Source organism: Arcobacter acticola (genome assembly GCF_013177675.1).
Lineage (GTDB): Bacteria > Campylobacterota > Campylobacteria > Campylobacterales > Arcobacteraceae > Aliarcobacter > Aliarcobacter acticola.
In genome coordinates, this window is the sequence record NZ_CP042652.1 from 1,003,738 (window position 1) to 1,029,744 (window position 26,007).

Annotated in this window: 27 protein-coding genes and 3 pseudogenes; 22 read left to right on the top strand and 8 right to left on the bottom strand. The window is 27.4% G+C overall.

All coding sequences use genetic code 11. The annotated features are described in order from the left end of the window. The first annotated feature begins 66 nt into the window (after positions 1-66). The 5 genes and pseudogenes from AACT_RS05250 to AACT_RS05270 form a co-directional block, all read left to right on the top strand. A complete protein-coding gene (locus tag AACT_RS05250; RefSeq protein WP_172125622.1) occupies positions 67-2,379 on the top strand; it encodes a response regulator in 2,313 nt (770 codons plus the stop codon). A gap of 73 nt (positions 2,380-2,452) precedes the next feature. After that, positions 2,453-2,842, top strand: a complete 390-nt coding sequence (locus AACT_RS05255) for a PAS domain-containing protein (protein ID WP_430385340.1) — start codon at positions 2,453-2,455, stop codon at positions 2,840-2,842. Between the two features lie 444 nt (positions 2,843-3,286). Then, positions 3,287-4,087: pseudogene (locus AACT_RS15715) on the top strand (methyl-accepting chemotaxis protein); the annotation flags it as partial. Positions 4,088-4,290: 203 nt separating this feature from the next. After that, entirely contained in the window at positions 4,291-5,931 is a 1,641-nt protein-coding gene (locus AACT_RS05265; RefSeq protein WP_172125626.1) for an IS1634 family transposase, read from the top strand. A gap of 39 nt (positions 5,932-5,970) precedes the next feature. Then, a pseudogene (locus AACT_RS05270) lies at positions 5,971-6,288 on the top strand (methyl-accepting chemotaxis protein); the annotation flags it as partial. Between the two features lie 49 nt (positions 6,289-6,337). Here the strand turns inward: AACT_RS05270 and AACT_RS05275 are convergent. Both AACT_RS05275 and ppk2 read right to left on the bottom strand, forming a co-directional pair. Continuing rightward, positions 6,338-6,748, bottom strand: coding sequence for an NUDIX domain-containing protein (locus tag AACT_RS05275; protein ID WP_172125628.1), 411 nt, complete (start codon positions 6,746-6,748; stop codon positions 6,338-6,340). Positions 6,749-6,758: 10 nt separating this feature from the next. Further along, positions 6,759-7,658, bottom strand: coding sequence for a polyphosphate kinase 2 (ppk2, locus tag AACT_RS05280; protein ID WP_172125630.1), 900 nt, complete (start codon positions 7,656-7,658; stop codon positions 6,759-6,761). A 140-nt stretch (positions 7,659-7,798) separates the two neighbouring features. On the opposite strand from ppk2, the gene AACT_RS05285 reads away from it, so the two are divergent. After that, entirely contained in the window at positions 7,799-8,038 is a 240-nt protein-coding gene (locus AACT_RS05285; protein ID WP_172125632.1) for an antitoxin, read from the top strand. Next, the gene (gene vapC, locus AACT_RS05290) at positions 8,035-8,436 is read left to right on the top strand and encodes a type II toxin-antitoxin system tRNA(fMet)-specific endonuclease VapC (protein ID WP_172125634.1); all 402 of its coding nucleotides are present in this window, start codon (positions 8,035-8,037) and stop codon (positions 8,434-8,436) included. Before AACT_RS05285 ends, vapC begins: the two co-directional genes overlap by 4 nt. 6 nt (positions 8,437-8,442) lie before the next feature. On the opposite strand, the gene AACT_RS05295 is transcribed toward vapC, so the two are convergent. The 3 genes from AACT_RS05295 to AACT_RS05305 all read right to left on the bottom strand — a co-directional run bounded on the left by AACT_RS05295 (position 8,443) and on the right by AACT_RS05305 (position 10,790). Next, positions 8,443-8,880 (bottom strand): hypothetical protein, encoded by a 438-nt coding sequence (locus AACT_RS05295; protein ID WP_216658222.1) that lies wholly within the window; start codon positions 8,878-8,880, stop codon positions 8,443-8,445. Between the two features lie 198 nt (positions 8,881-9,078). Beyond that, complete coding sequence (locus AACT_RS05300) at positions 9,079-10,368, bottom strand: IS1380 family transposase (RefSeq protein ID WP_172125636.1); 1,290 nt, start codon at positions 10,366-10,368, stop codon at positions 9,079-9,081. Between the two features lie 59 nt (positions 10,369-10,427). Next, on the bottom strand, positions 10,428-10,790 hold the full coding sequence (locus AACT_RS05305) for a virulence RhuM family protein (protein WP_172125638.1): 363 nt from the start codon (positions 10,788-10,790) through the stop codon (positions 10,428-10,430). A gap of 244 nt (positions 10,791-11,034) precedes the next feature. Here AACT_RS05305 and urtA point away from each other — a divergent pair, with 244 nt between their 5' ends. The 15 genes from urtA (at position 11,035) to AACT_RS05380 (ending at position 23,516) form a co-directional block, all read left to right on the top strand. After that, entirely contained in the window at positions 11,035-12,309 is a 1,275-nt protein-coding gene (gene urtA, locus AACT_RS05310) for an urea ABC transporter substrate-binding protein (RefSeq protein WP_172125640.1), read from the top strand. Positions 12,310-12,364: 55 nt separating this feature from the next. Further along, on the top strand, positions 12,365-13,939 hold the full coding sequence (urtB, locus tag AACT_RS05315; RefSeq protein ID WP_172125642.1) for an urea ABC transporter permease subunit UrtB: 1,575 nt from the start codon (positions 12,365-12,367) through the stop codon (positions 13,937-13,939). 3 nt (positions 13,940-13,942) lie between these two features. Continuing rightward, on the top strand, positions 13,943-15,052 hold the full coding sequence (gene urtC, locus AACT_RS05320) for an urea ABC transporter permease subunit UrtC (RefSeq protein ID WP_172125644.1): 1,110 nt from the start codon (positions 13,943-13,945) through the stop codon (positions 15,050-15,052). A gap of 2 nt (positions 15,053-15,054) precedes the next feature. Next, entirely contained in the window at positions 15,055-15,843 is a 789-nt protein-coding gene (gene urtD / locus AACT_RS05325) for an urea ABC transporter ATP-binding protein UrtD (RefSeq protein ID WP_172125646.1), read from the top strand. A 120-nt stretch (positions 15,844-15,963) separates the two neighbouring features. After that, the gene (gene urtE / locus AACT_RS05330; RefSeq protein ID WP_172125648.1) at positions 15,964-16,659 is read left to right on the top strand and encodes an urea ABC transporter ATP-binding subunit UrtE; all 696 of its coding nucleotides are present in this window, start codon (positions 15,964-15,966) and stop codon (positions 16,657-16,659) included. Between the two features lie 201 nt (positions 16,660-16,860). Beyond that, positions 16,861-17,106 (top strand): type II toxin-antitoxin system Phd/YefM family antitoxin, encoded by a 246-nt coding sequence (locus AACT_RS05335; RefSeq protein ID WP_172125650.1) that lies wholly within the window; start codon positions 16,861-16,863, stop codon positions 17,104-17,106. Then, on the top strand, positions 17,100-17,369 hold the full coding sequence (locus tag AACT_RS05340) for a Txe/YoeB family addiction module toxin (protein ID WP_172125652.1): 270 nt from the start codon (positions 17,100-17,102) through the stop codon (positions 17,367-17,369). The genes AACT_RS05335 and AACT_RS05340 overlap by 7 nt, the downstream gene beginning before the upstream one ends. Before the next feature lie 170 nt (positions 17,370-17,539). After that, positions 17,540-18,292 carry an urease accessory protein UreD gene (locus tag AACT_RS05345; protein WP_172125654.1) on the top strand — a complete coding sequence of 251 codons (753 nt, stop codon included), beginning with the start codon at positions 17,540-17,542 and terminating at the stop codon, positions 18,290-18,292. A gap of 52 nt (positions 18,293-18,344) precedes the next feature. Further along, positions 18,345-18,611, top strand: coding sequence for a SemiSWEET family sugar transporter (locus AACT_RS05350; protein WP_172125656.1), 267 nt, complete (start codon positions 18,345-18,347; stop codon positions 18,609-18,611). 59 nt (positions 18,612-18,670) lie between these two features. Further along, the gene (ureB, locus tag AACT_RS05355; protein ID WP_172125658.1) at positions 18,671-19,348 is read left to right on the top strand and encodes an urease subunit beta; all 678 of its coding nucleotides are present in this window, start codon (positions 18,671-18,673) and stop codon (positions 19,346-19,348) included. Position 19,349: 1 nt separating this feature from the next. After that, on the top strand, positions 19,350-21,050 hold the full coding sequence (gene ureC, locus AACT_RS05360; protein WP_172125660.1) for an urease subunit alpha: 1,701 nt from the start codon (positions 19,350-19,352) through the stop codon (positions 21,048-21,050). A 9-nt stretch (positions 21,051-21,059) separates the two neighbouring features. Then, entirely contained in the window at positions 21,060-21,509 is a 450-nt protein-coding gene (locus AACT_RS05365; protein WP_172125662.1) for an urease accessory protein UreE, read from the top strand. Then, positions 21,484-22,200, top strand: coding sequence for an urease accessory UreF family protein (locus AACT_RS05370; RefSeq protein WP_228720541.1), 717 nt, complete (start codon positions 21,484-21,486; stop codon positions 22,198-22,200). The genes AACT_RS05365 and AACT_RS05370 overlap by 26 nt, the downstream gene beginning before the upstream one ends. Positions 22,201-22,336: 136 nt before the next feature. Further along, complete coding sequence (gene ureG, locus AACT_RS05375; RefSeq protein ID WP_172125664.1) at positions 22,337-22,924, top strand: urease accessory protein UreG; 588 nt, start codon at positions 22,337-22,339, stop codon at positions 22,922-22,924. Positions 22,925-22,931: 7 nt separating this feature from the next. Further along, the gene (locus AACT_RS05380) at positions 22,932-23,516 is read left to right on the top strand and encodes a leucine-rich repeat domain-containing protein (protein ID WP_172125666.1); all 585 of its coding nucleotides are present in this window, start codon (positions 22,932-22,934) and stop codon (positions 23,514-23,516) included. On the opposite strand, the gene AACT_RS05385 is transcribed toward AACT_RS05380, so the two are convergent. From AACT_RS05385 to AACT_RS05390, 3 genes and pseudogenes are all read right to left on the bottom strand, one after another. Continuing rightward, positions 23,513-24,181 carry a class I SAM-dependent methyltransferase gene (locus AACT_RS05385; protein WP_172125668.1) on the bottom strand — a complete coding sequence of 223 codons (669 nt, stop codon included), beginning with the start codon at positions 24,179-24,181 and terminating at the stop codon, positions 23,513-23,515. The two genes, AACT_RS05380 and AACT_RS05385, sit on opposite strands and share 4 nt — an antisense overlap. A gap of 3 nt (positions 24,182-24,184) precedes the next feature. Beyond that, positions 24,185-24,316, bottom strand: a pseudogene (locus AACT_RS15515) (exodeoxyribonuclease III); the annotation flags it as partial. A gap of 168 nt (positions 24,317-24,484) precedes the next feature. Continuing rightward, the gene (locus AACT_RS05390; RefSeq protein WP_172125670.1) at positions 24,485-25,990 is read right to left on the bottom strand and encodes a V-type ATP synthase subunit I domain-containing protein; all 1,506 of its coding nucleotides are present in this window, start codon (positions 25,988-25,990) and stop codon (positions 24,485-24,487) included. Between the last annotated feature and the right edge of the window lie 17 nt (positions 25,991-26,007).

Consider the following 26,007-nt stretch of genomic DNA (forward strand, 5'->3'; position numbering starts at 1 on the left):
TTTTTTTACTTTACTTTTTGTTAAGATTATAGGATAAAGAAAGTAAAACTAAAATGAGGTTTTTAAGTGAATTTAAAAAGACTTTTTATGTTACTGTTTATTTTAAATACAGTTTCATTTATTTTTGTGGCGGTGATTGTAAATAAATATCAAAAAGCTACTATTAAACTAGAAGATGCCTATCAAATGCAGTATAAGTCACTTGTTCTTGCCCAAGAGTTAAGACAAAGTAGTGATGATTTGACAAGAATGGCACGTACTTATGTAATAACCGGAAATCCAAAGTTTGAAAAACAGTTTAAAACTGTATTTGATATTAGAAATGCAGATAAACCAAGACCTAAAAGATACAATGGTATTTTTTGGGATTTTTATACACTAGGCGATGAAGAACCTATTTTAGATGGAGAACAAGTATCACTAAAAGAGCTTATGGAAAGAGCAAACTTTACTGATTCTGAATTAAATTTACTTTTTAAATCTAAAAAAGAATCAGATGATTTAACAAATCTTGAGCATAAAGCGATGAACGCTATAAAAGGAATATTCCAAGATAAAGATGGAAACTATACAATAAAAGGTGAAGCTGATTTCAAATTTGCAAGAGAGCTTATGCATTCAGATGAATACCATGAAGCAAAAAAAAGAATTATGGAACCACTTGATAATTTTTATAAAGCCTTTGAAAGTAGAACAAAACAAAAAGTTGATGAATCAAGAGAAATAGTAAAAAAACAAGAGTTTTATGTAAATGTTGTGGTTCTATTTTCAGTGATTTTTTTCTTGATGTCATTTTTTATCATTTTATTCAGAATTGTTTATCCTATAGATTTTTTAAGACAAGTGATGTTAAAACTTTCATCAAATGATATGAGTGTAGAGTTAGAAAAAAACAATTATCAAGATGAATTAGGAGATATGATAGGAGCCGTTCAAATCTTCAAAGAAAATACTCAAAAACTAATTTTAAGTGAACAACAAATCAAAATTTCTATGGAAGAAGCAACAAGTGCAAATAAAGCCAAATCAATCTTTTTGGCTCGGATGAGTCATGAACTAAGGACTCCTTTAAATGCAATTTTAGGTTTTGCAAATCTACTTAAAAAATCACAAAACATAAATGAACAAGAGAAAAAAAACCTAGAAGTAATAAATAGAAGTGGAAATCATCTTTTAAACATCATAAATGAGATATTAGAACTTTCTAAAATCGAAGCTGGAAAGATAGAATTAGTTCCTAAAACATTCGAATTTCACGAATTGATAAAAGATATAGAGTCAATGTTTGCTTTTAGATGTGAATCAAAAGACTTGAAGTTTAATCTAAATGTAAATGTAAATATTCCAAATATCATAAAAGCAGATGAACAAAGATTAAAACAAATTCTTATAAATCTATTGGGTAATTCATTGAAATTTACAAAACAAGGTGATATCTCTTTAAATATTTATGAGCAAAGTGGAAAACTATTTTTTGAAGTAAAAGATACAGGAATTGGAATAGATAAATATAATATAAAAAAAATATTCAAACCCTTTGAGCAAATCAAAAAAGATGATTATAATCAAAATGGAACAGGATTGGGTTTATCAATAACCAAAGAGTTGATATCTTTGATGGGTGGAACTATATATGTAAAAAGTTTTATTGGAATTGGTAGTGAGTTTTATTTTAGTATAGATTATGAAAAGGGAAATGAAAAGGAAATAATAAAAGAACATAAATCAAAAGATTTAATAGGAATAGAGTATCAAAATCTAGAAAAAACTATATTAGTAGTGGATGATATTAAAGAAAATAGAGATTTAGTCTTACAAATATTAAGCCAATATGGTTTTAAGATTTTTGAAGCTTCAAGTGGATACGAAGCAATAGATATATTAAAAGAAGAAAAAATAGATTTGATTTTTATGGATATTTTAATGAATGGATTAGATGGAATGCAGACAATTAAAATAATAAGAGAAGAAAATTCTCAAAATATAATCCCCATAATCGCTCTATCTGCAAATGTTTTTGAAGAGGATAAGCAAAAAGTCTTAAAAATAGGTGCAACAGATTTTATACCAAAACCAGTAGAAGAAAAACAAATACTTTTAGCTTTACAAAAATATCTAAATGTAAAACCTACATATGATGAAAATAATCAAGATGAAAATTATAAACCAATGGAAATTAATTTATTTGAAAATATATCAAATGATTTTTTTGAGAAGTTAAATTCATTTGCAATACAAATGGATAATATTTTAATAGAACAACTGATGGAAGAATATGCCCTTGCAGAAAATGATAAAAACTATATTATTGATTTGATTGAAGATTTTGATTATCAACAAATTACTAAAATTTGTAAAATGAAGGAGAAAAAGTTATAATTTTATAAAAAAGAGTCATTTGAGAGTCATTCTTATACTATAATTATTTTTAGATTAAGAAAGGAGAATTCCTATGAGTATAGACAATGAAATAATTATGCCAAAAGAAATGATTATTGTTTCAGAAACAGATGAAAAAGGAAATATTATATTTGCTAATGATGATTTTTGTAAAATTGCAGGATATGATATAAGTGAATTACTAGGGAATCCTCATAATATAGTAAGACACCAAGATATGCCAAAACTTGCTTTTGAAGATTTATGGAAAACTATAAAAAATGGAAATGTTTGGAAAGGTATTGTTAAAAACAAGACAAAAAATGGAGGCTTTTATTGGGTTCGAGCTACTGTTTATCCTTCACAAGATCCTTCAGGGAAATCAAGATATATATCAGTTAGAATAAAACCAACAAAAAAAGAAATAAGTGATGCAATTAAATTGTATTCAACATTAAAATAAAGGTTTAAAATGTTTTTTAAAAAAAATAAAGATAGAGAAATACTTGATGTTCTTTCTAGTATAGAAAATTATTTGAAAAATGATCTTAACTCTTTACCTGAATTTAATTTTGAGTGCGATGGAATTCAAAAAGATATAAAAAATAAACTAGATAGTATTTGTAAAATTTTAAATCAAAGAAATGATGAAGAATTACAAATCTATGGTGAACTAATGTTAGTAGCTGAAAAAGTTCAAGCAGGAAATTTTAGTGATAAAATTCATCACACAAATACATCAAACAGTAAATTAAACTATATAGCAAAGACAATTAACTTACTTGTAGATAATTTAAAAAGTAGTATTAGTCAGATTTTGATCACACTAGATGAGTTTAGTAATTATAACTATATGAAAAAACTAGATGAAACTTCTGTAGAAAATGATTTTAAAGTGTTATTTACAGATATAAATAATCTTAGAAAAACAATTACTTCAATGCTAGTGGAAAATAAAGTAAACGGTATAGATTTAGATGAAAGCTCTGATATCTTACTTGTAAACGTAGATAAACTAAATGTAAGTTCAAATGCGGCAGCAGCTTCATTGGAAGAAACAGCAGCAGCTTTAGAAGAAATAACTTCAAATATTAGAGTAAATACTGAAAATATTGCTAAAATGGCAACTTTTTCAAACAATGTAACAAACTCAGCTTCACATGGTGAAGGATTAGCATCTGAAACTTCACTTGCTATGGATGAAATAAATACACAAGTTAATTTAATAAATGAAGCAATAAGTGTAATTGATCAAATAGCTTTCCAAACAAATATTCTTTCACTAAATGCAGCCGTTGAAGCAGCAACTGCAGGAGAAGCAGGACGAGGATTTGCAGTAGTTGCAGGAGAAGTTAGAAACCTAGCATCAAGATCAGCACAAGCAGCAAAAGAGATAAAAGCTATAGTTGAAACAGCTACTAAAAAAGCTAATGAAGGTAAACAAATAGCTAGTAATATGATTGATGGATACAAAGATTTAAATAAAAATATTCAACAAACTATTAAATTAATCCAAGAAATAAAAATCACAAGTAATGAACAACGAAGCGGAATAGAGCAAATCAATAAAGCTATAAATTCTTTAGATATGCAAACACAGCAAAATGCACAAGTTGCTTCTCAAAGTTATGAAGTTTCAGTGAAAATTGATAGAATAGCTAAACTTATAGTTTCTAATGCCGATGAAAAAGAGTTTGAAGGTAAATAATCTCAAAAGAAAATAAACTTTTCAAGGAGTCTATTTTCTTTAATTTTTATAGTTTTTCTAAAAAGTCAGTAATTATTTCCTGACTTCCGCGATAACTCAATAAATCAATAATTTAAAAATATGAATCCCTAAATAAAGGGCTTTATAGGTAATAAGAAAACACTATTTGTGTGTCTCAAGGGTATATTTGTTAAAATTTCTTTATGAATTTAAGAGTTAGAAAAAAGAAAAATGCTAGTGGTAGTATAAGTGTTCAAATATTAGATAGAACAAATAGAGGATACAAAGTAGTTGAAACTATTGGTTGTAGTTTTGAAGATCTAGAGATTGAAAAATTTTATGAAAAAGCTCTTGTAAAAATCAATGATTTATCTCAAAATCTTTTTGCAAATAAAATATCAGAATCAAATAAAAAGATACTACTTAAAGAACTACTTTCAAGTTTAAATACACAAGACTTTATTCCAATAGGTGATGAGCTTATATTTGGAAAATTGTTTAATAATATTGGATGTAATGATTTATTTAAAGATATAAATACAAAAAATATTAGGAATAAAGAGGATAAAAACTTTTTGTTTAAAAGTTTGGTGATTTCAAGATTATTATATCCAGGGAGTAAACTTGAACTTATAAACTATCTAAGTTACTTTAAAAATATTGATATAACAAGTGATAAAATATATAGATTTTTAGATACTTTGTACCAAGATGAAATAAAATCAAAAATAGAGACCTGTGTATTTGAATATACAAAAAATATAATGAAAGGTGAAATAGTATTAACCTTTTATGATGTAACAACATTATACTTTGAGAGTGAGAGTGAAGATGATCTTAGACGTATTGGATTTAGTAAAGAGGGTAAATTAGCACGTCCTCAGATACAACTAGGATTGTTTACAACACTGCAAGGATATCCATTAAGCTTTGAAGTTTATGAGGGTAATAAATATGAAGGCCATACACTAGTAGATATACTCAAAAAATTCCAAGAGAAATTTGTTCTTCCAAATAAACCTATAGTTGTAGCTGATCGTGGAATGTTAAATAATGCAAATATAGCTTATTTAGAAGAGAATAATTATAAATATATTTTAGCTGCTAAAACAAGAAGTATCGCAAGTGATTTAAAAGAAAAAATCACAAATCTAACATTTATTGATGATGGTACTATTCATACACTAAAATTTAATAAAGATATATCCTATAAAGAAAAAATAGATGAAGATACTAGCGTTTCAAAATCAATAAATGTAAATCAAAGATTAGTGCTTTCATATTCATTCAAAAGAGCAAAAAAAGATAAGTACAATAGAGATAAAGCATTGCAAAGATTAGAAGAGAAAATAAAGACTACAAAAAATATCACAAAAAAAGATTTAAAACTATCATACTATGCTAAATATCTTAATATTGATGATCATAAATGTGATATCACTTTTAATATCAATAATCAAAAAATAATTGAAGATCAAAAATTAGATGGTATCAAAGGATTTATAACAAATGATTTTAATCTTACAGCAAATGAAATAATTGAACACTATAATAATCAATATGATGTAGAACGAGCTTTTAGAATCTCAAAGACTGATCTAAAAATAAGACCTATTTATCATAGACTAGAAACAAGAATAAAAGCTCATATCTTAATTTCGTTTGTATCTTATGCAATCTATAAAGAGTTTGAAAGAAAATTAAAACTAAATGATGTTAAATTTGATTTCTCACAAAAATTTTTACGCAAAATTATTGAGCATATAATTGCTGTAAAAATAGATGATGAAATAATACCTATTAATCCATCTGAAATACAAAAACAGATTTTAGATATTATTTGAAATTTCAAGATATTGATTTGTGTGTCTTATCGCGGAAGTCAGGAGATAAAAGCTATAGTTGAAACAGCTACTAAAAAAGCTAATGAAGGTAAACAAATAGCTAGTAATATGATTGATGGATACAAAGATTTAAATAAAAATATTCAACAAACTATTAAATTAATCCAAGAAATAAAAATCACAAGTAATGAACAACGAAGCGGAATAGAGCAAATCAATAAAGCTATAAATTCTTTAGATATGCAAACACAGCAAAATGCACAAGTTGCTTCTCAAAGTTATGAAGTTTCAGTGAAAATTGATAGAATAGCTAAACTTATAGTTTCTAATGCCGATGAAAAAGAGTTTGAAGGTAAATAATCTCAAAAGAAAATAAACTTTTCAAGGAGTCTATTTTCTTTAATTTTTATAGTTTTTCTAAAAAGTCAGTAATTATTTCTTTATGGTCAAAAACCAATTTATCAAGTGGTAGTTCATCTATTTTGTAGATATAAACTTCCTTTGCATCATCTTGGGCGATAGGCTCTCCATAAGCTTTACAGACATAAACAACAGATGCTGTATGAAATCTTGAATCTCTTGCAGGATCTGAGTAAACACCAAGAAGAGACTCAATAGTTACATCTAAAGAAGTTTCTTCTTTCATCTCTCGTACAACTGCATTTTCAACAGTTTCTCCAATATCAACAAATCCACCAGGAATTGCAATACCCAAAGGTATATTTAATCGTTCAATTAAAACAATACCTTTGAAATTTTCTTTTTCATCATATAATTTAATAATACCATCAACTGCTAAATAAGGCGTTTTTATCATCATTATTCTTTTATTTCGAATTTTCTCTTCTTAACTTTGCTTTTTCATCCATTATTTCTAACTCTTTTTCAGCACTTGTTACAATTTCTGGATCAACAGTAAAGTTAATTCTTGAATCTCTATCTTCATAATTAACTTTATTTAATATAGTTTTAATAGCATTATATCTAGCTAAAAACTTGTCATCACTTCTAATGATTGTCCAAGGAGAGATTTTAGTATTTGTTTCTTTTAGCATTCTATATTTTTTTTGTGTAAACTCATCCCATCTTTCTTGCATTTGTAAATCAATTTCACTTAATTTCCATTGTTTAAGAGGATTTTCTTCTCTTTCATGAAATCTATTTGCTTGCTCTTCTTTCGAAACAGAAAAATATATTTTTAAAAAGTGAATTTTATGAGCTATTACATCTTCTTCAAAACTACTAACTGTACTCATAAAAGTTTCATATTCATCTTCTGTACAAAAACCAAAAACAGGTTCTACCATTGCTCTGTTATACCAAGATCTATCAAAAATTACTATTTCTCCACCTTTTGGAAAATGCTGAACATATCTTTGGAAATACCATTGCGTTTTTTCTGTATCTGAGGGTTTTCCTAAAGCAACAACTCTATAATGTTTTTCATTCATATATCTTGTTAATCTTCTAATTGCTCCACCTTTCCCTGAGGCATCTCTTCCTTCAATTAAAATAATCATTTTTTCATTTTTCTTTTCTAAATGCTCTTGTAGTTTAAGTAGTTCTACTTGTAAAGTTCTTAAGGCTTCTTCTTGTGAACGATATTGATATTTTTTATGTACTTCTTTTAAAAATTCTTCTGATGGTTGATTCTCAAATTTTTCTGAAAATTCTTCAAAATCTAAGATATCATCAATATCTTTTCCATATAACTTTTCTATTTGCATAAATATTAACCTTTTTATAAATTATATAAGTATACTAATTTTTTATTTCAAATAAGTTACAAATTTAAATTTAGTAATTAAAACTTGACATTTAAATTCATTAAGTAGATACTTATTAATATATACTAAAGGAGTAAAAAATGACAGCAATAGCAAAAATATTTAAAAATGGTCAAAGTCAAGCTGTTAGATTACCAAAAGAGTTTAGATTTGAAAATCAAAATGAACTTTTTGTTAAAAAAGTTGAAAATGGAATAATATTACTTTCTAAAAATGATAAATCAGTTTGGGATAATATGTTTAATAGACTAGATGAATTTTCAGATGATTTTATGAATGAGCGAGTTCAACCAACTCAAAATAGGGAGGATTTATTTTGAAAAAGTTAATACTTGATACAAATATTTGTATTTATATTATAAAAAATAAACCTCAAAGTTTAAGGGAAAAATTCAGAGAGTTTGATGTAGGCGATTTATGTATTTCATCTATTACGGTTTCCGAGCTTTATTTTGCAGCTTATAAAAGTTTGCATATTGAGAAAAATCTTTTAGCACTTGAACATTTTTTAAGACCTTTTGATATATTAGAATATGACTTAAATGCTTCTATTGAGTATGGAAAAATAAGAGCAACTTTAGAAAAATCTGGAAAAGTAATCGGTGGACTTAATATGATGATAGCCGCTCATGCTTTGTCAAATAAAATGACTTTAGTTACAAATAACATTAAAGAGTTTGAAAGAATTGAAAATTTGGTTTTGGATAATTGGGTTTAAATTAAGTCATATAATTTCTAATTTTTCCAATAACTCTGATATTTCCAAATTCATCTTAGAAAAAGCAAACCACTTTTTACCCAAATCCTTCAAACTAGCTCCAATATGATAAATCTCTTTTTTATCAATAATCAGAAATCTATCGTGAGAATTTTTGAAAGTTTTTAACGTGATGTTATTATACTGTTTTGAGTATTTTTCAAAATCAAGTTTTAGTTGTTTAGAAATAGTGTTTGTATAGATAGTAACTTTTATATTAGGTGTTTTTGAAAATAGAGTCAAAACTATATCATCTATATAATTATCTATTAAGATAATTTCATTTTTCGCACTTCTTAATAAATCAGAAATAAAACTATAAGAGTCATAAATTTGACCATCATAGAAAATACCTTGAGTTGTTTCTAAAGTATTGTTTTTTATAAGTGACTTGACATCATTCATTTGAGATTTTAAAATATTTACATCATTTTCTAAATTTACAAATCTTTCATTAGTAATTTTATCAGCATTTATTACATAGCCATTTTTTATGTAATTTTTTAACCCTGATTATGCAATAGAAAAAGTGCATAGTTGATTATTTTAACATTTGAATTATAATTTTATAGTCTTGTTTTTGTTAATTTTTATTTAAAATTATCAGGTATATTTGAACGGCATTTGAGATTGTTTTACATTTTCAAACAAACCATCCATCCAAGCTCTTCTTTTTTGTGGTAATGATATTTTTAGAGTCTTTTTATTGGAATGTTCTGTTATCCAAGATCCTAATGCGAAGCAATAGGAACGTAGAGTTGAAAGCATCATATTTGAATTAACAACTTGATGTTTAAATAGTGCCATAATATTGTATGCCATCATAATAAATCTAAAAGAAGCCTCTGTTGCATAAAAGTCTTTTAAACAGAAGTTATCTGCTCCGAAATCATACTTTAACTCTTTGATTCTATTTTCACAATCTGCTCTTGTATTATAAATATTATATATTTGATCTACTGGTAGCTCTATATTTGTTACAAAGGCACTATATCTATATATTGGTTCATCAAATAGAAGTTTACCTCCTGATTTTGGATATTGTGATGTAAGTTTACGAACTATTATATATCTTCTTTCAATTCCATTTTCTGGTTTGAATTTTAATGATGCTACTTCAAGTCCATTTGTAATTTTAATCCATTGGGTAATATTTCCAATTGTATACTTTATATTCTCATAGAATTTAACAGCAACAATATAATTTAAATTTCTATTTTCAAAGTATTCTAAAAATTTCTGAGAATAAAATCCACTATCTGCTCTTACTAGGCCTACTTTATGATCTTTTAAACAAATATCGAATGTTTCATCTAAAAAGTTTGAGTAGTTATTTAGGTCACTTGTATTGCCTGAACGCATCCATGCATTTGCAACCATTTTTGTTTGTGATATAAAAGCTATAAGTGGATGATGAGAGTTTCTACCCATCTTTTTAGGATTGTAACCTTTTTTTGCTCCCTCTTGCTCTCCATATCTTGTTATTACTGTACTATCTAAATCTATAGTTAATGCACCCACATTAATTTGATTAAAAAATTTTTGTTGTAACATTGGAAATACTTCATTATTTTTCCCCATATCAAATTTGTGAAAAAATCTACTATAAGTTGATTGACTAGGAAGCTTTTTTATATTAAATATATTTTGTAAGGTTGTATCATATCTAATCCAATCAGCATGAATATATCTACTCGCTCCTGTAAATATTGCTAACCAAAAACCTTGAATAATATCTATTGGATTATACCCAGCATTTGATCCAGGTTGTGGAAGATTTACTTCATATAAACTTTTAATTACATCAGTTTTATCTATAAAATCTTTAAGTAACTTCATACCACCAAATGGAGTTATTTTTTTATCTGAATACTCTATTTTTAGTTCACCCATTTGGTGTTCCTTTGAAATGTTTTATAAAGTTATATTCTATGGTACTTTTGGTTAGGTCTTTATTTTGCTATTGCATAATTCGGGTTTAAAATAGATGTTGCCCATTGACGAAATTTTGTAGCTGTAATTGAGTTTACTCTATATCCTATTGATATAATCATATCAAGATTATAGTGTTCAATATTTCTTTGAATCTCTCTATTTCCTTCTTTTTGAACTATTCGAAAAATTCGAATAGTTGAATTTTTATTTAGTTCTTTTTGTTTATAAATATTTTTAATATGATAATTAATAGTATGTATTTCAACACTAAAAAGCTCTGACAGTTGCTTTTGTGTAAGCCAAATTGTTTCTTCATTTACAGAAACTTTTAATTCTAATTCTCCATCATTGTAAAGTACAATATTTGAAATATTATCCATAAAATCACCTTTGAAAAGTTGTTTTATAACTTTATCAAAAAAATAGATTTTGCTTTAAAAATATTGCAAATTGTTATTTTTCTTACATTTAATCTAGATAAAAAAACTGAAAAGTTAAAAATATAATATGTCTAAAATCTATACACCAACCATTCCCAAACAACCCCAAAAGCAACACTAAAACAACACTACTATTTTATACTTCTCCTAGAAGTCAAAAGGACTTAAATCAAAAGGAGATTTTATGAAAAGATTATTTGCAAAAGCGATTGTAACTTCAGCACTATTAGGTGGGATGTTAGTTCATGCAGCTGATACTATTAAAGTTGGAGTTTTACACTCACTATCTGGAACTATGGCTATTTCTGAAACTACATTAAAAGATACTGTTTTAATGTTAATTGAAGAGCAAAATAAAAAAGGTGGGATTTTAGGTAAAAAACTAGAACCCGTAGTTGTAGATCCAGCTTCAAACTGGCCTTTATTTGCTGAAAAAATGAGAGGTCTTTTAACACAAGATAAAGTTGATGTTACATTTGGTTGTTGGACATCAGTTTCAAGAAAATCTGTTCTTCCAGTTGTAGAAGAGTTAAATGGTTTATTATTTTACCCTGTTCAATATGAAGGTGAAGAATCTTCTAAAAACGTATTCTATACAGGTGCTGCGCCAAACCAACAAGCAATTCCTGCAGTTGATTATTTAATGAATGAAATGGGTGTAAAAAGATTTGTTTTAGCTGGAACTGACTACGTATATCCAAGAACTACTAATAAGATTTTAGAGTCTTACTTAATATCAAAAGGTGTTAAAAAAGAAGATATTATGATTAACTATACGCCATTTGGTCATTCAGACTGGCAAAGTATTGTTTCAGATGTTAAAAAGTTTGGTTCAACTGGAGTTAAAACAGCAGTTGTTTCTACAATCAATGGAGATGCAAATGTTCCATTTTATAAAGAGCTAGGAAATCAAGGTATTAAATCTGAAGATATTCCAGTTGTTGCATTCTCTGTTGGTGAAGAAGAACTTTCAGGAATTGATACTAAACCACTTGTTGGACATTTAGCTGCATGGAATTATTTTGAAAGTATTGATGCTCCTGCTAATAAAGATTTCATAAAAACATGGAAAACATATATCAAAGATGAAAAAAGAGTTACAAATGACCCAATGGAAGCTACATATATCGGATTTAATTTATGGGTAAAAGCTGTTGAAAAAGCTGGAACTACAGAGGTTGATAAAGTAAATGAAGCAATTATTGGTTTAGAAGTTCCAAACTTAACAGGTGGAACTGCAAAAATGCTTAAAAATCACCATATTACAAAACCAGTTTTAATTGGAGAAATTCAAGAAGATGGTCAATTTGAAACTGTATGGAGAACTGAAAAAGAAGTTGCAGGTGATGCTTGGTCTGATTTCTTACCAGGATCTAAAGATTTAATCTCTGATTGGACAAAACCAATTAATTGTGGAACTTATAACACAGTTACTAAAAAATGTTCAGGAACAAACTAACACATAAAAAAATATGAGAGAACTTTCTCTCATATTTATCTTAAGGAAATATCAAATGAATATTATAAAAATAATACTCCTTAATCTATTAATTATCTCATTTTCATATGCTTCTACCTTTGAAGAGTTATCTTCTAAATTATCAGATAAAAGTTTTAAAGTAAAAGAAGAAGTATTAAATGAGTTGATTGTAAATTATAAAGAAGAAGATAAATTAGAAATTTTATTACAAAATATGTTGGCTGGGAATTTATATTTTAATCCAACTACAAATGAAATTTTGGTTTCACAAAATGAAAATTTTAAAAGTTTATTTACAAATGAAAATGTTCAAACTCAAGAAGACTTTTCAAAGATAAAAATAAATAATAAATTAAGAAGTGTTATAAAATCAGGACTTGCAAAAATAAATCTTTTTTCAAAAAATATTGAAAAGAGATTAAAAGCTGCAAAAAATATCCTTGCAAATCTAGAACAAGAAGATGCTGCAATTGTAAGTGAAGCACTAGCTAGTGAAAAAAACTCATCTGTAAAAGAAATCTTACTTGAGAGTGATACAAATTTAAAAGCAAAATTCTCAACAGGACCTGAGCAAATTGAAGCAATAAAAAAGCTAGGAGATTTTCTATCAGCGAAATCTTTAGAAACTTTAACAGCTCTATCTGAAACATCAAGTGATGAAGAGATAAAAAAAGTTGCACATACATCAGTAATACAAATTGAAGAGAGTAAATCTTTTTACTCTTTTGTAGAAACTGCCTTCTTTGGTTTATCACAAGGTTCAGTTTTATTATTAGCAGCAATTGGATTAGCTATTACTTTTGGAGTTATGAAAGTTATTAATATGGCTCATGGCGAGTTAATTATGATAGGAGCTTATACAACATATACAATCCAGCAATTAATGCCAAATTTAATTGAGTATTCAATAATCATTGCAATTCCAGCAGCATTTATAGTAAGTGGAATTGTTGGAATTCTAATAGAAAGATTGGTTATTAGACATTTATATGGAAGACCACTTGAAACTTTACTTGCAACTTTTGGGGTGAGTTTAGTTTTACAACAAATTGTAAGAACAGTTTATTCACCTTTAAATCAAGAAGTAAAAACACCATCTTGGATGAGTGGAGCTTTAGAGGTAAATCCAGCTTTATTTTTAACTTACAATAGATTATATATCATAATCTTTTCTTTGCTTGTATTTTTTGCCATTTTATATGTGATGAAAAAAACATCATTAGGATTAAAAGTTAGAGCCGTTTCTCAAAACAGACCAATAGCCAGAGCTATGGGAATAAAATCAAGTTTTATTGATGCGGCTACTTTTGGAATAGGTTCAGGAATTGCAGGAGTTGCAGGAGTTGCACTTTCACAGCTTACAAATGTTGGACCAAATTTAGGACAAGCTTATATAGTAGATTCCTTTATGGTTGTAGTATTTGGTGGAGTTGGAAATTTATGGGGAACTCTAATAGCCGCATTTAGTTTAGGTGAACTTAATAAGTTTATTGAACCTCTTGCAGGTGCTGTTTTAGCAAAAGTAATAATATTGGTATTTATCATTTTATTTATACAAAAAAGACCTAGAGGATTATTTCCTCAAAAAGGTCGAGATGCACAGGATTAAAATATGAAAAATAAATCTTTAGTATTAAAAATTTTAGAAAATGACAAAGGCGGTAAAATAGTTTTATCTGCTCTTGCAGTTATAGTATTTATAGTTTCATTTTGTAATTTAGTAGTTCCTGCTGACTCTATTTTTCATGTTTCAACATTTACTGTTACTATTTTAGGAAAGTATTTAGCTTTTGCTCTTTTAGCCTTAGCCTTAGATTTAGTTTGGGGATATTTAGGAGTTTTAAGTTTAGGGCATGGAGCATTTTTTGCCCTTGGTGGATATGGTTTGGCCATGTATTTAATGAGACAAATCGGAGATAGAGGAGTTTATGGAAATCCAGAACTTCCAGATTTTATGGTATTTATGAACTTAAAAGAGTTACCTTGGTTTTGGTATGGTTTCGATAATCCATTATTTGCCTTTTTTATGTTGATGGCAGTTCCTGCTATTTTGGCTTTTGTATTTGGATGGTTTGCATTTAAATCAAGGGTTACAGGAGTTTATTTATCTATTATAACTCAGGCTTTAACTTATGCTTTAATGTTAGCATTTTTTAGAAATGATATGGGTTTTGGTGGAAATAATGGTCTTACAGATTTTAAAGATATTTTAGGATTTGATTTGCAAGCTGATACTACAAGAGTAGGGCTTTTAATAGTTACTTTTTTATTTTTGACTTTAGGGTATTTGATTTGTAGATTTATTATAAATTCAAAACTAGGGCGAGTTGTAATTTCTATTAGAGATGCTGAAAGTAGGGTTAGATTTTTAGGTTATAAAGTTGAACAATACAAACTTTTTATTTTTGTTGTCTCTGCTATTTTAGCAGCAATTGCAGGAGCTTTGTATGTGCCTCAAGTAGGAATTATAAATCCAGGTGTATTTTCACCACTATTCTCAATTGAACTTGTAATTTGGGTTGCAATTGGAGGACGAGGGACTTTATATGGAGCGATTATTGGAGCAATGCTTGTAAGTTTTGCAAGTACATATTTCACATCTGCACTTCCTGAAGTTTGGTTATATGCTCTTGGTGGATTGTTTGTGGTTGTAACTTTATATCTACCTGCTGGTGTTGTAGGACTTATTAGTAAATTAACTGGGAAAATGAAAAAGGCTTAAAAATGGAAAGATTAAAAAGAGAAAATGAAACTGATATAGGTGATCTAAAAATAGGAAGTAGAATACTTCTTGTTGATGGTGTAAGCGTTAGTTTTGATGGATTTAAGGCTTTAAATAATCTTAGTTTTTCTATTAATTATGGTGAGTTAAGATGTATAATTGGAGCAAATGGAGCTGGAAAATCAACTATGATGGATGTGGTAACTGGAAAAACAAGACCAGATTCAGGATCTGTGATTTTTGGACATTCTGTTGATTTACTTACAATGGATGAACCAAGTATTGCCCAAATTGGTGTTGGAAGAAAATTCCAAAAACCAACAGTTTTTCAAAATCATACGGTTTTCGAAAATTTAGAGCTTGCAATGAAAGATGATAAAAGGTTTTTCAAAACACTTTTTTCAAAATTAAGATCTGAGCAAAAAGATAAAATCGAAGAAACCATGAAACTAATAGGTTTAAAAGAGCTTTACAATATGGAAGCAGGAATCTTATCCCATGGTCAAAAACAATGGTTAGAAATAGGAATGTTAATTATGCAAGAGCCAAAACTACTACTAGTAGATGAACCAGTTGCAGGAATGACACCACAAGAAGTAGAAAAAACAGCAGAAATTTTAACAAATTTAGCAAAAGAAAATGCAGTAGTAGTTGTGGAACACGATATGGAGTTTATAAGAAGTATCGCTAAAAAAGTAACAGTTTTACATGAGGGTTCAGTTTTGGCAGAAGGAAATATGGATGCAATACAGAACAACGAAAAAGTTCGAAAAGTATACTTAGGAGAGTGAAAATCCAAATAACACAACTATTACAGCGTTGAAGATTTTTGATTTACTTGTAGTAAACCTTCAAATCTTCGCCTTGTACTAGCTGCATTCTTTGAATTTTCAGATTTAAAAGGGATAATGATGATAAAAATAGAAAAAGTAAACCAATTTTACGGACAAAGCCATACTTTATGGGATTTGGATTTAGAGATAAAAAAAGGTAGATGCACTTGTCTTATGGGAAGAAATGGAGTTGGAAAAACAACTCTAAGTAAAGTAATCATGGGATTACTTCCAATCAAAGATGGTCAAATTATATATGATGGACAGGATATTTCAAAATTAGCTGACCACAAAAGAGCAAGTATAGCAATAGGTTATGTTCCACAAGGAAGAGAGATTTTCTCACAATTAACAGTTTTGGAAAACCTACAAATTGGTGTTTTAGCAAATAGAAATAAAATCACAAAAGTTCCAGATAAAATCTATGATTTATTTCCAGTTCTAAAAGATATGCAAAAAAGAAAAGGTGGCGATTTATCAGGAGGTCAACAACAACAACTAGCAATCGCAAGAGCTTTATGTATAGAGCCAAAGTTTTTAATCCTAGATGAACCAAGTGAAGGAATCCAACCAAATATCGTAGCTCAAATTGGAGAAGTAATAGACTATCTAACAAAAGAAGAGCAAATCACAGTGATGTTAGTAGAGCAAAAACTTCCATTTGCAAGAAAACATGGAGATGATTTTTATGTACTTGATAGGGGAAGTGTTGTTGCAAATGGCGAGATTGCACAACTTAGTGATGAGATTATTAAAAAGTATATGTCAGTGTAAATCTTTAGTCTTTTATGTTGTAATCAACATTATGAAAAAAGAAGAAATAGTAAATAAATTAAAGATATTGATTTAGTACCTGATAATAATAAAAAAGTTATTGACGAAAAATTTTGAATAAATGAGATAATCATTTTTTTAAATTGACAAAGCGTACGAAATAAAGTACAATAATAAAAAGTAATTAATAAAGGACAACATATGACAAGAGTTATGTCAGTTAGTCAAGTAAGAGCAGATATTTACAATGTGATGGATGAAACTGCACTAACACATGAACCAATACTTATTACTGGAAAAAGAAACAATGCGGTGATGCTTTCGCAAGAAGATTGGAATGCAATAGAAGAAACTTTATTTTTAAACTCAGTTCCCAATCTTGCAACTTCAATTAAAGAGTCAATGCAAGAAGATGATAGTGAATTTAGTGAAGATATTGAATGGTAGAGTATAAAATACTTTACAGTAAACTAGCTCAAAAAGATGCTAAAAAACTATCTGCTACAAACTTACAAAACAAAGCTAAAGAACTTATTGAAACTATAAAAAAAGATCCATTTCAAAATCCTCCACCATATGAAAAATTAGTCGGCAATCTAAGTGGTGCATATTCAAGAAGAATAAATATTCAACATAGATTAGTTTATGAAGTAAGAGAAGAAGATAAAGTACTTAGAATTTTGAGAATGTGGTCGCAATACAGAGAATAAACTATATTTTCAAAAGTTTCACTTTAGTGTTGTCTATATTTCACATTATTTAGAAAAATAAAATTAATACTCTAAACTATGCATATAAAATATACAAGTGAAGAAAAAGTAATCTACTCTTTTTTTGTTAAACTATTATATATTAAACACAAAAAAGATTTAGGAAAATTATGAGTATAAAGTTTAGTTTTAAAGATGATATATTTTCTTTGAATAGTTTGAAACTTCCATCAAGACACTATTATTTCAATGATAGTGAAAATTACATAAAGTTATTAAACATAGGTGAAGGAATCTTTCCAAAAGATAAAATCAGATTAAATGTTTCTTTAGATAATTCAAACCTAATACTAACTACAGAATCAGCTACAAAAATATATTCATCTAAAAAAGAGTTTGGAATAAATAAAATAAATATTAAACTTGAAAATAACTCAAATTTAGAGTTTATAAATGATGAATTGATTTTATATAAAGACTCAAAATATATTCAACTTTTCAAACTAAATTTTGATGAGAGTTCAAGTTTTTTTTACACAGATATTTTAAGTCGTGGAAGAAGTTATGAGAACTTTGATTTTACAAATATGCTTATAAAAAACTCTTTTTGTGAAAACACGCATTTAGAATATATCGAGAAATTCGATGTAAAAGGTGATGAATTAAAAGATTATATTACAAGAAAAAGTAGTGTTAACTTTATTTTTGCAAAAATTTATATAAAAACAAAAAATAATGAAGAGTTCATAACAAAGCTTCAAAAAAATGGTTTTACATCTTTTACTTTTAGTAAAAATAAAAAAATCATAATAGGTGTAATAAGCTCTGATAATATGTCAAATTTAAAAGAAAAGATTATGAGTATTTGGGCAAGATATAGAGAAAATATTTCTAAAAAAGAGTTTTGTTTAGGGAAACAATAAAAAGAAATCAATACAATTACAAAAAATAAAGAATAACAATACAGGAAAATAAATGCAAGAATTAGTAGGCTCAATAGCTGCTTTTTTAACTACTGTGGCTTTTGTACCACAAGCTTATAAAGTTTATAAAACGAATCAAACAAAAGACTTATCACTTTTTTTGTTTTTGATTTTTAGTTTAGGTGTTTTTATGTGGCTTATTTATGGAATTATGAAAGAAGATTCTCCAATTATGATAGCAAATTCAATTACATTATTTTTATCATTGTATATTTTATATAAGAAAATTTCTATTGATAATTCAGAAAAAAGTATATAATCTTTACAAAATAAGCTATAAAATATAATAAATATACAATTTTAGATGAAAGGTAATAAATGTTTTTAACAAATCGTGAGTCAGAAAAACTAATGCTTTACACAGCAGCACAGCTTGCAAATGAAAGAAAAGATAGGGGTTTAAAACTAAATTTTCCAGAAGCAACAGCAATTATCAGTTCTTATATAATAGAAGGTGCAAGGGATGGTAAAAGTGTTGCGCAACTAATGGTTGATGCTACAAAGATTTTAAAAGAAGATCATGTGATGGATGGAATTGCTTCTATGATGCATATGGTTCAAGTAGAAGCTACCTTTGATGATGGAACAAAGCTTGTAACTGTTCATAATCCAATACCTTATAAAAATAGTACTGAGTTGCCAGGAGCTTATATAATAGACGATGGTGATATAGAATTAAATGCTGGTAAAGAGATTTTAACTATTGAAGTTGAAAACAAAGGTGATAGACCTGTTCAAGTAGGTTCACACTATCATTTCTTTGAAGTAAATAGTGCTTTATCTTTTGATAGAGTAAGTGCTTATGGAAAAAGATTAGATGTAGCTGCTGGAACTTCTGTACGATTTGAACCTGGTTCTAAAAAAAGTATAAATCTTATAGACTTTAGTGGAAGAAGATATGTAAGTGGATTTAATGGTTTAGTTGAAGGCTTTTTAGATGATGAGAATATAAAAGCTAAAGCAATGGAAAATCTAAATAAGTTTTTAGGAGTATAAAATGAAAATATCAAAAGAAAAATATGCTTCAATGTTTGGTCCAACTGTTGGTGATAGATTTAGACTTGCAGATACTTCACTAATAGCTGAAATTGAAAAAGATTATACTACTTATGGTGAAGAAAGTAAGTTTGGTGGTGGAAAAACTATACGTGATGGTATGTCTCAAAGTCCAACTGCTGTTGATGTTGCTGATTTGATTATTACAAATGCAATTATTATAGATTATACAGGTATTTATAAAGCTGATATTGGAATCAAAGATGGAATTATCATAGCTATTGGAAAATCAGGTAATCCAAATCTATGTGATGGAATAACACATGGTTTAGAAATAGGGGCAAATACTGAAATACTATCTGCTGAAGGAAAAGTTATAACAGCAGGTGGAATAGACACTCATATACACTTTATAAGTCCTGGTCAAATAAATGAAGCTCTTTCAAGTGGAGTTACTACAATGATAGGTGGAGGAACAGGTCCAAACACTGGAACAAATGCAACAACTTGTACTCCAGGTGAATGGAATATCTCAAAAATGATTCAAAGTGTGGATGATTTACCACTTAATTTTGGATTTATGGGAAAAGGAAATAGTTCAAGTAAAGAAGCTTTGGAAACTCAAATAAAAGCAGGAGCAATGGGGCTTAAACTTCATGAAGATTGGGGAAGTACTCCAAATGCAATTGATACATGTTTAAGTGTTGCAGATGAGTTTGATGTACAAGTTGCTATTCATACAGATACTTTAAATGAATCAGGTTATGTGGAAACAACTGTTGGAGCATTTAAAAATAGAACTATTCATACTTTTCATAGTGAAGGAGCAGGTGGTGGTCATGCTCCTGATATTATGAGTGTAGCAGGTTTATCAAATGTACTTCCATCAAGTACAAATCCAACCTTACCTTATACAAAAAATACAATAGAAGAGCATCTTGATATGCTTATGGTATGTCATCACTTAAGTCCAAAAATTCCAGAAGATGTAAGTTTTGCTGAATCAAGAATCCGAGGCGCTACAATAGCTGCTGAAGATGTTTTACATGATATTGGAGCAATAAGTATTACAAGTTCTGATTCACAAGCTATGGGACGTGTGGGCGAGGTACTTATTAGAACATGGCAAGTTGCTGATTCAATGAAAAAACAAAGAGGCGCTTTAAGTGGTGATAGCCAAAGAAATGATAATAATAGAATAAAAAGATATATAGCAAAATATACTATAAATCCAGCAATAGCTTCAGGAATTGATGAGCATGTAGGAAGTGTAGAGGTTGGGAAAATGGCTGACTTAGTTTTATGGAATAGAGCTTTTTTTGGTGTAAAACCAGAAATCATAGTAAAAGGTGGATTTATAGCACTTGCTCTAATGGGCGATTCAAATGCATCAATTCCAACACCAGAACCAAGTATGTATCGACCTATGTTTGGAAGCCTAGGACGTGCTAGTGCTAAAACAAGTGCTATTTTTACTTCAAACTTTGCAAGTAAAGATTTAAAAGAAAAATTAGAAATAAATAAAAAAGTATTAGCCGTAAAAAATACTAGAAATATAGGTAAAAAAGATATGAAATTAAATGATTTCATAGGAGAAATAAAAGTAGATCCAGAAACTTATGAGGTAACTGTAAATGGAGAAGTAATAACTTCTGACTATGTAACAACAGTGCCTATGGCTAAAAAATATTTTATGTTTTAAGGAGAAGATTTGACATTTAGTACAATAAAAAAAGTAATAGAAATAAGAAAGAATATAGATTTTTATAGTGATGAGGTAGAGTTATCTTGGTTTGATATGCAAAAGCCAAATTTAACAGCTGTTTCAAAAGAGGGTGTAAATTTTGTAGTGAAAGCTAAGTTTACTCATCTTCATGAAAATGATTTTTTATTTTGTGAAGATGGACATGTTATTAAAGTAAGTAGAAGTAAAGATGAGGTTTTCATCTTAAGTTTTACTGATGCTCTAAGTTTTGCAAAAGTTGCTTATGAGATAGGGAATAGACATCAACCTGTAATGATAGAAGAGTTTAAAATAACAGTTTTAGATGATATTTCACTAGCTGATATTATTAAAGATTGTTATGCAAATGAAGCTATAAAAGTTGAAAAAACAAAAGCTTATTTCAAAGCAAATGGCAAAGCACATCACTCTCACTAATATGACAAATAAATCAAATCTAAAAAGCTTAAGTAGATTTCTTCAAATACTCGATGGAACTTTTCCATCAGGTATGTTTGTACACTCATTTGGCTTAGAACCACACATAATTAACCAAAATGTATATAATATAAATACATTAAAAGTATACTTGCAAAATATTATCATAGATCAGTATCAAAATATAGAGTTTACTTATATCAAAAAAATTTATGAAGCATTAGAAAATGACAAAATCACGCTATTAAAGCAGATGGATAATGAATATAGTAGTTATCAAATATACGAATATGCAAAAGCATCAAGTGATATTGGGTTTAATTATTATACACAGTTAAAAAATCATATTTCAAAATCAATAGTTCAGAAATATTTTGCATATGTTGAAAATAAAACTTGTATTGGAAATGAAATCTTTATTTTGGCTACTTATGCCTATGATTTAGATATTAGTATGGAAGATTTTATAGTTATGTGGACGAAAAAAAATCTAATAAATATAGCAGCAACATCATTGAAAATTTCAAGAATAAAACCATCTGAAATACAACAAATGCTTTTTGAATTTGATGAGATTTTATCTGAGTTAGATTTTAGAAATATCAAAAATAAAATCACAAATTTTAATCCACTTTTTGAAGAAAATATATTTCAACATAGTGTATTAGAACCAAAAATGTTTGCAACATAAAATATAAAATTATAAGCTTTATTCTTAAAGCTCTTTAGGTTTTGCTACTTTTAACAACTTTTTACAAGTTGTGCTAAAAAGTAGAAAGAAAAGAAATAGGTTCCCTTAAAAATGGAACATTTTAAAAGGAATAAAAATGGCATTAAAAATAGGAATTGCAGGACCAGTTGGAAGTGGAAAAACTTCATTGATTGAAAGTCTTACAAATTTACTAAAAGATAAATATTCATTAGCTATTGTTACAAATGATATTTACACAACAGAAGATGCAAACTATTTAAAAGAGCATCTTGATTTAGATAGTAATAGAATCACAGGAGTAGAGACAGGAGGCTGTCCTCACACTGCAATAAGAGATGATATCTCTATGAACCAAAAAGCCGTTGTAGAGCTTGAACAGAAGTTTAATCCTGATATTATATTTGTTGAAAGTGGTGGAGATAATCTTAGTGCTACTTTTTCTTATGAGTTGATTGATTATTACATGTATATTATTGATGTTGCACAAGGTGCTGATATCCCAAGAAAAAAAGGTGCAGGACTTTTATTCTCTGATTTGTTAGTTGTAAATAAAACAGATTTAGCTCCTTATGTTGATGTGGATTTAGATTTAATGAAAAGTGATGTATCAAACAATAGAAAAAATAAACCCTCTGTATTTATCTCAAAAAAAGATAAAGAGAGTTTAAAGCAAGTAGTAGCTTGGATAGAAGCTTTGATATAATATATTTATGTTAATACAAAATGAAAATATTGAAATACTAGATTTAAACTTCAAAAATTTAAGTGAAATTCCAAGTGAAGTATTCTCTTTAAAAAATCTAAAGAAATTACTTCTATATGGAAATAAACTTGAAGTCTTACCAAAAGAAATCAATAAGTTAAAAAATTTAGAGTGTTTAGATTTAAGAGATAATCTTTTATGCTCTTTGCCCCAAGAATTAGGTGAATTATCAAATCTAAAAAGCTTATATCTATCAAATAATAAAATACAAAGTTTACCTTTAAGTATGAAAAAACTAGAAAATTTAAATAAAATAGTGTTTATAAACAATGATTTAAAAGTCATTCCAAAAATTTTATTTGAGATAAATAGTTTAAAAAGATTGATTTTACGAAACAATAAAATAGAAGATTTAAGTGAAGATATACAATTCTTAGTAAATCTTAGAAATCTTGATTTAAAGAATAATTGTTTAAAAGACTTACCAAAAGAGTTAAGTGTTTTAAAAAATTTGCGAAGTTTATCCCTAAAAGGTAATTATATTTTTAAATTACCTTTTGAGATGAAAAATTTAAGGAAAATCGATTTCTAGATTCTTTGATAAATTCCAAAAAAATGAGGAACACTAGGAATTTGTTCATCATCATAAGCTAAAAAACTAATCTCTTTTAGCTTATCAGAGTTTACAAATTCATCCATTTCACACTTTGTTAAAGGAAGTGGAATACTGTTTTCTTTTTCACCTTCATTTCTACTTCTACAAGAAACTAAGATATATCCATCTTTGCAAATTAATGAACTCATAGCAATACGAGCTTTTATTCTGTAATCTCCTGGTAAAACTTGAATTGTATTACACTCATAAACCACATTAAACTTTTCAAACCATTCTTTTGGATAATCAAATAAATCAGCTACAACATAGTTTACTTTGGTATCTTTATATCTATTTTTACATAATTCAATAGCTGTAACAGATATATCAAAAGCAGTAACTTCAAAGCCAAATTTGCTTAAAGCTTCTGCATCATCTCCAACCCCACAACCTATAACACAAGCTTTTTTATTCTCTTTATTTATATGATTTTTTTCCAACCAAGATACTAAATAAGGACTTGGTTCTAAATCAGCCCAAAATACCTTTGTATAATCGCCATTTGCACTTTTATAAATATTTTCAAACCAACCTGTTGGATCATCATTTTTTTGATAAGTTTTTACCATTTTTACATATTCAACGAAATTGAAGTTTTCCATTTTTTAAAGCTCTATCTCCAAAGCAATAGGACAATGGTCGCTTCCCATAATATCACTTAAAATATAAGCATTTTTAATATTGTCTTTTAAATCTTCACTTACATAAAAGTAGTCAATTCTCTTGTGTATAATATTTAAAATCCCATAAAATGGTAATTTGTATATATAATTTTATATAATATACTCAATTTATATAATTTTTATACTACATTTATTAAAATTATATACTACATGCTAATTAATAGATATGAAACAATTATCTGTTAAATATATATTTTTTAAATATCTTAAAAGACCACATTGTTAAAAAGGATTTTCCAAATCTATTTTTTCTTCTTGAAGTTTGTTATACTCTTTTTCTAAACAAATATAATCTCTCTCATCTTTAACTAATTCTAAATCTATTAAAAAATCTATATCTGATATTTGATAGTCATCTTTTAACAATAGTGCATCTTGACATTTTTTAAAATGTTCTTCTACATTAAAATCTTCATCTTCAAAATAATCCATATCTAATGCTTCATCAAGTTGTTTTATAAAATAGTTTAAATCAACTCTTTTATCCAATGATATTTTTCTACTATAAAGAATTAACTCTTTAAACTTTTTAATTATCTCTTTTGAGGTAATAGTATTTAAAATATATTTTTCTATTTCATCTAATTTATGGGTATATTTTGATTTATTTAATTCATTTTCCCATAATTCAAGTTGTTCCTTTAACCAATTAAAATCATACTCATCCAACTGCTCTTTTGAAAGTTTCAAAAACTCTTCTAATAAGTTTTTACAATTTACTTTTGTTTCTTTAAGTTCAACAATCTCTTCTCTTAAATCTTCTAATAATTCATAACAAAATGTCTCTTCTAATTCAGGGATTTCAAACAAGCGAAAATCTTCCATTGATTCAAAATTAAATTTCAAATCAAAAGAGTATGAAAAAGTTTTTAATGTTTTTTTAAAATCTTTTTTTATTTCTTTTAAATTATCTACCCAATCATGCAAATCATTTAATATATCTTCATCATAGATACCAGACTTTTTTCTTTCTATCATATGTAAAGTATATGATTGTTCTGAGTCATCAATTGGGTGAAAGTAAGAAGTGTTATCTTTATCTAACGCATCTGAATCAAAGTTTTTATTCTTCATCCATTCATTAATTTCATTATCAATATCTTCATAATTATCTTTTATTTGATTAACTGTCTCTTCATAAAGTTTTTTGGCTTTTAGTAAAAAACTTAATCTTTTTTCAATTGATTCTTTTAATGAAATTGGTTTAATAGTAATTTTATCTCTTTTATTTGCATCATAAACACCACTATTATAAAAAGAAACATAATTTTTCAAATATGTATATACTTTACTATTAGATATATAATTATTGATAATTTCTCTTGCATTACTTTCAAATCTTTCATCTAAAAAATAGTTAAAGTCTTTACCCCCATATTCAAAAATCTCTTTTTTTAAATCTTCTTTCCATTGAGTTTTACCAATTCCAAATAATGAATCAACAGCATCACAAATAAAATTGTAATCTCTAATATTAACTTTCAAATCTTCATTAGAATAAATCATATTCAAACTATTGTCATACTCATCACTAAAATATAGACTAACTGGTTCTTCATTGAAATCAATAAACTCATTATCACAATATAAATATCTATATTGACTTGAAAAAGTTTTTAATGACCTAATTAATGGTTGTTTATCTCTAACTTTTGAGCATTTATATCTTCTTTTTTTATCCATAAACAATTGTATCAAATCAAATCTTATACCTATATACAATGACAAAAAATAAGCCTTCATTT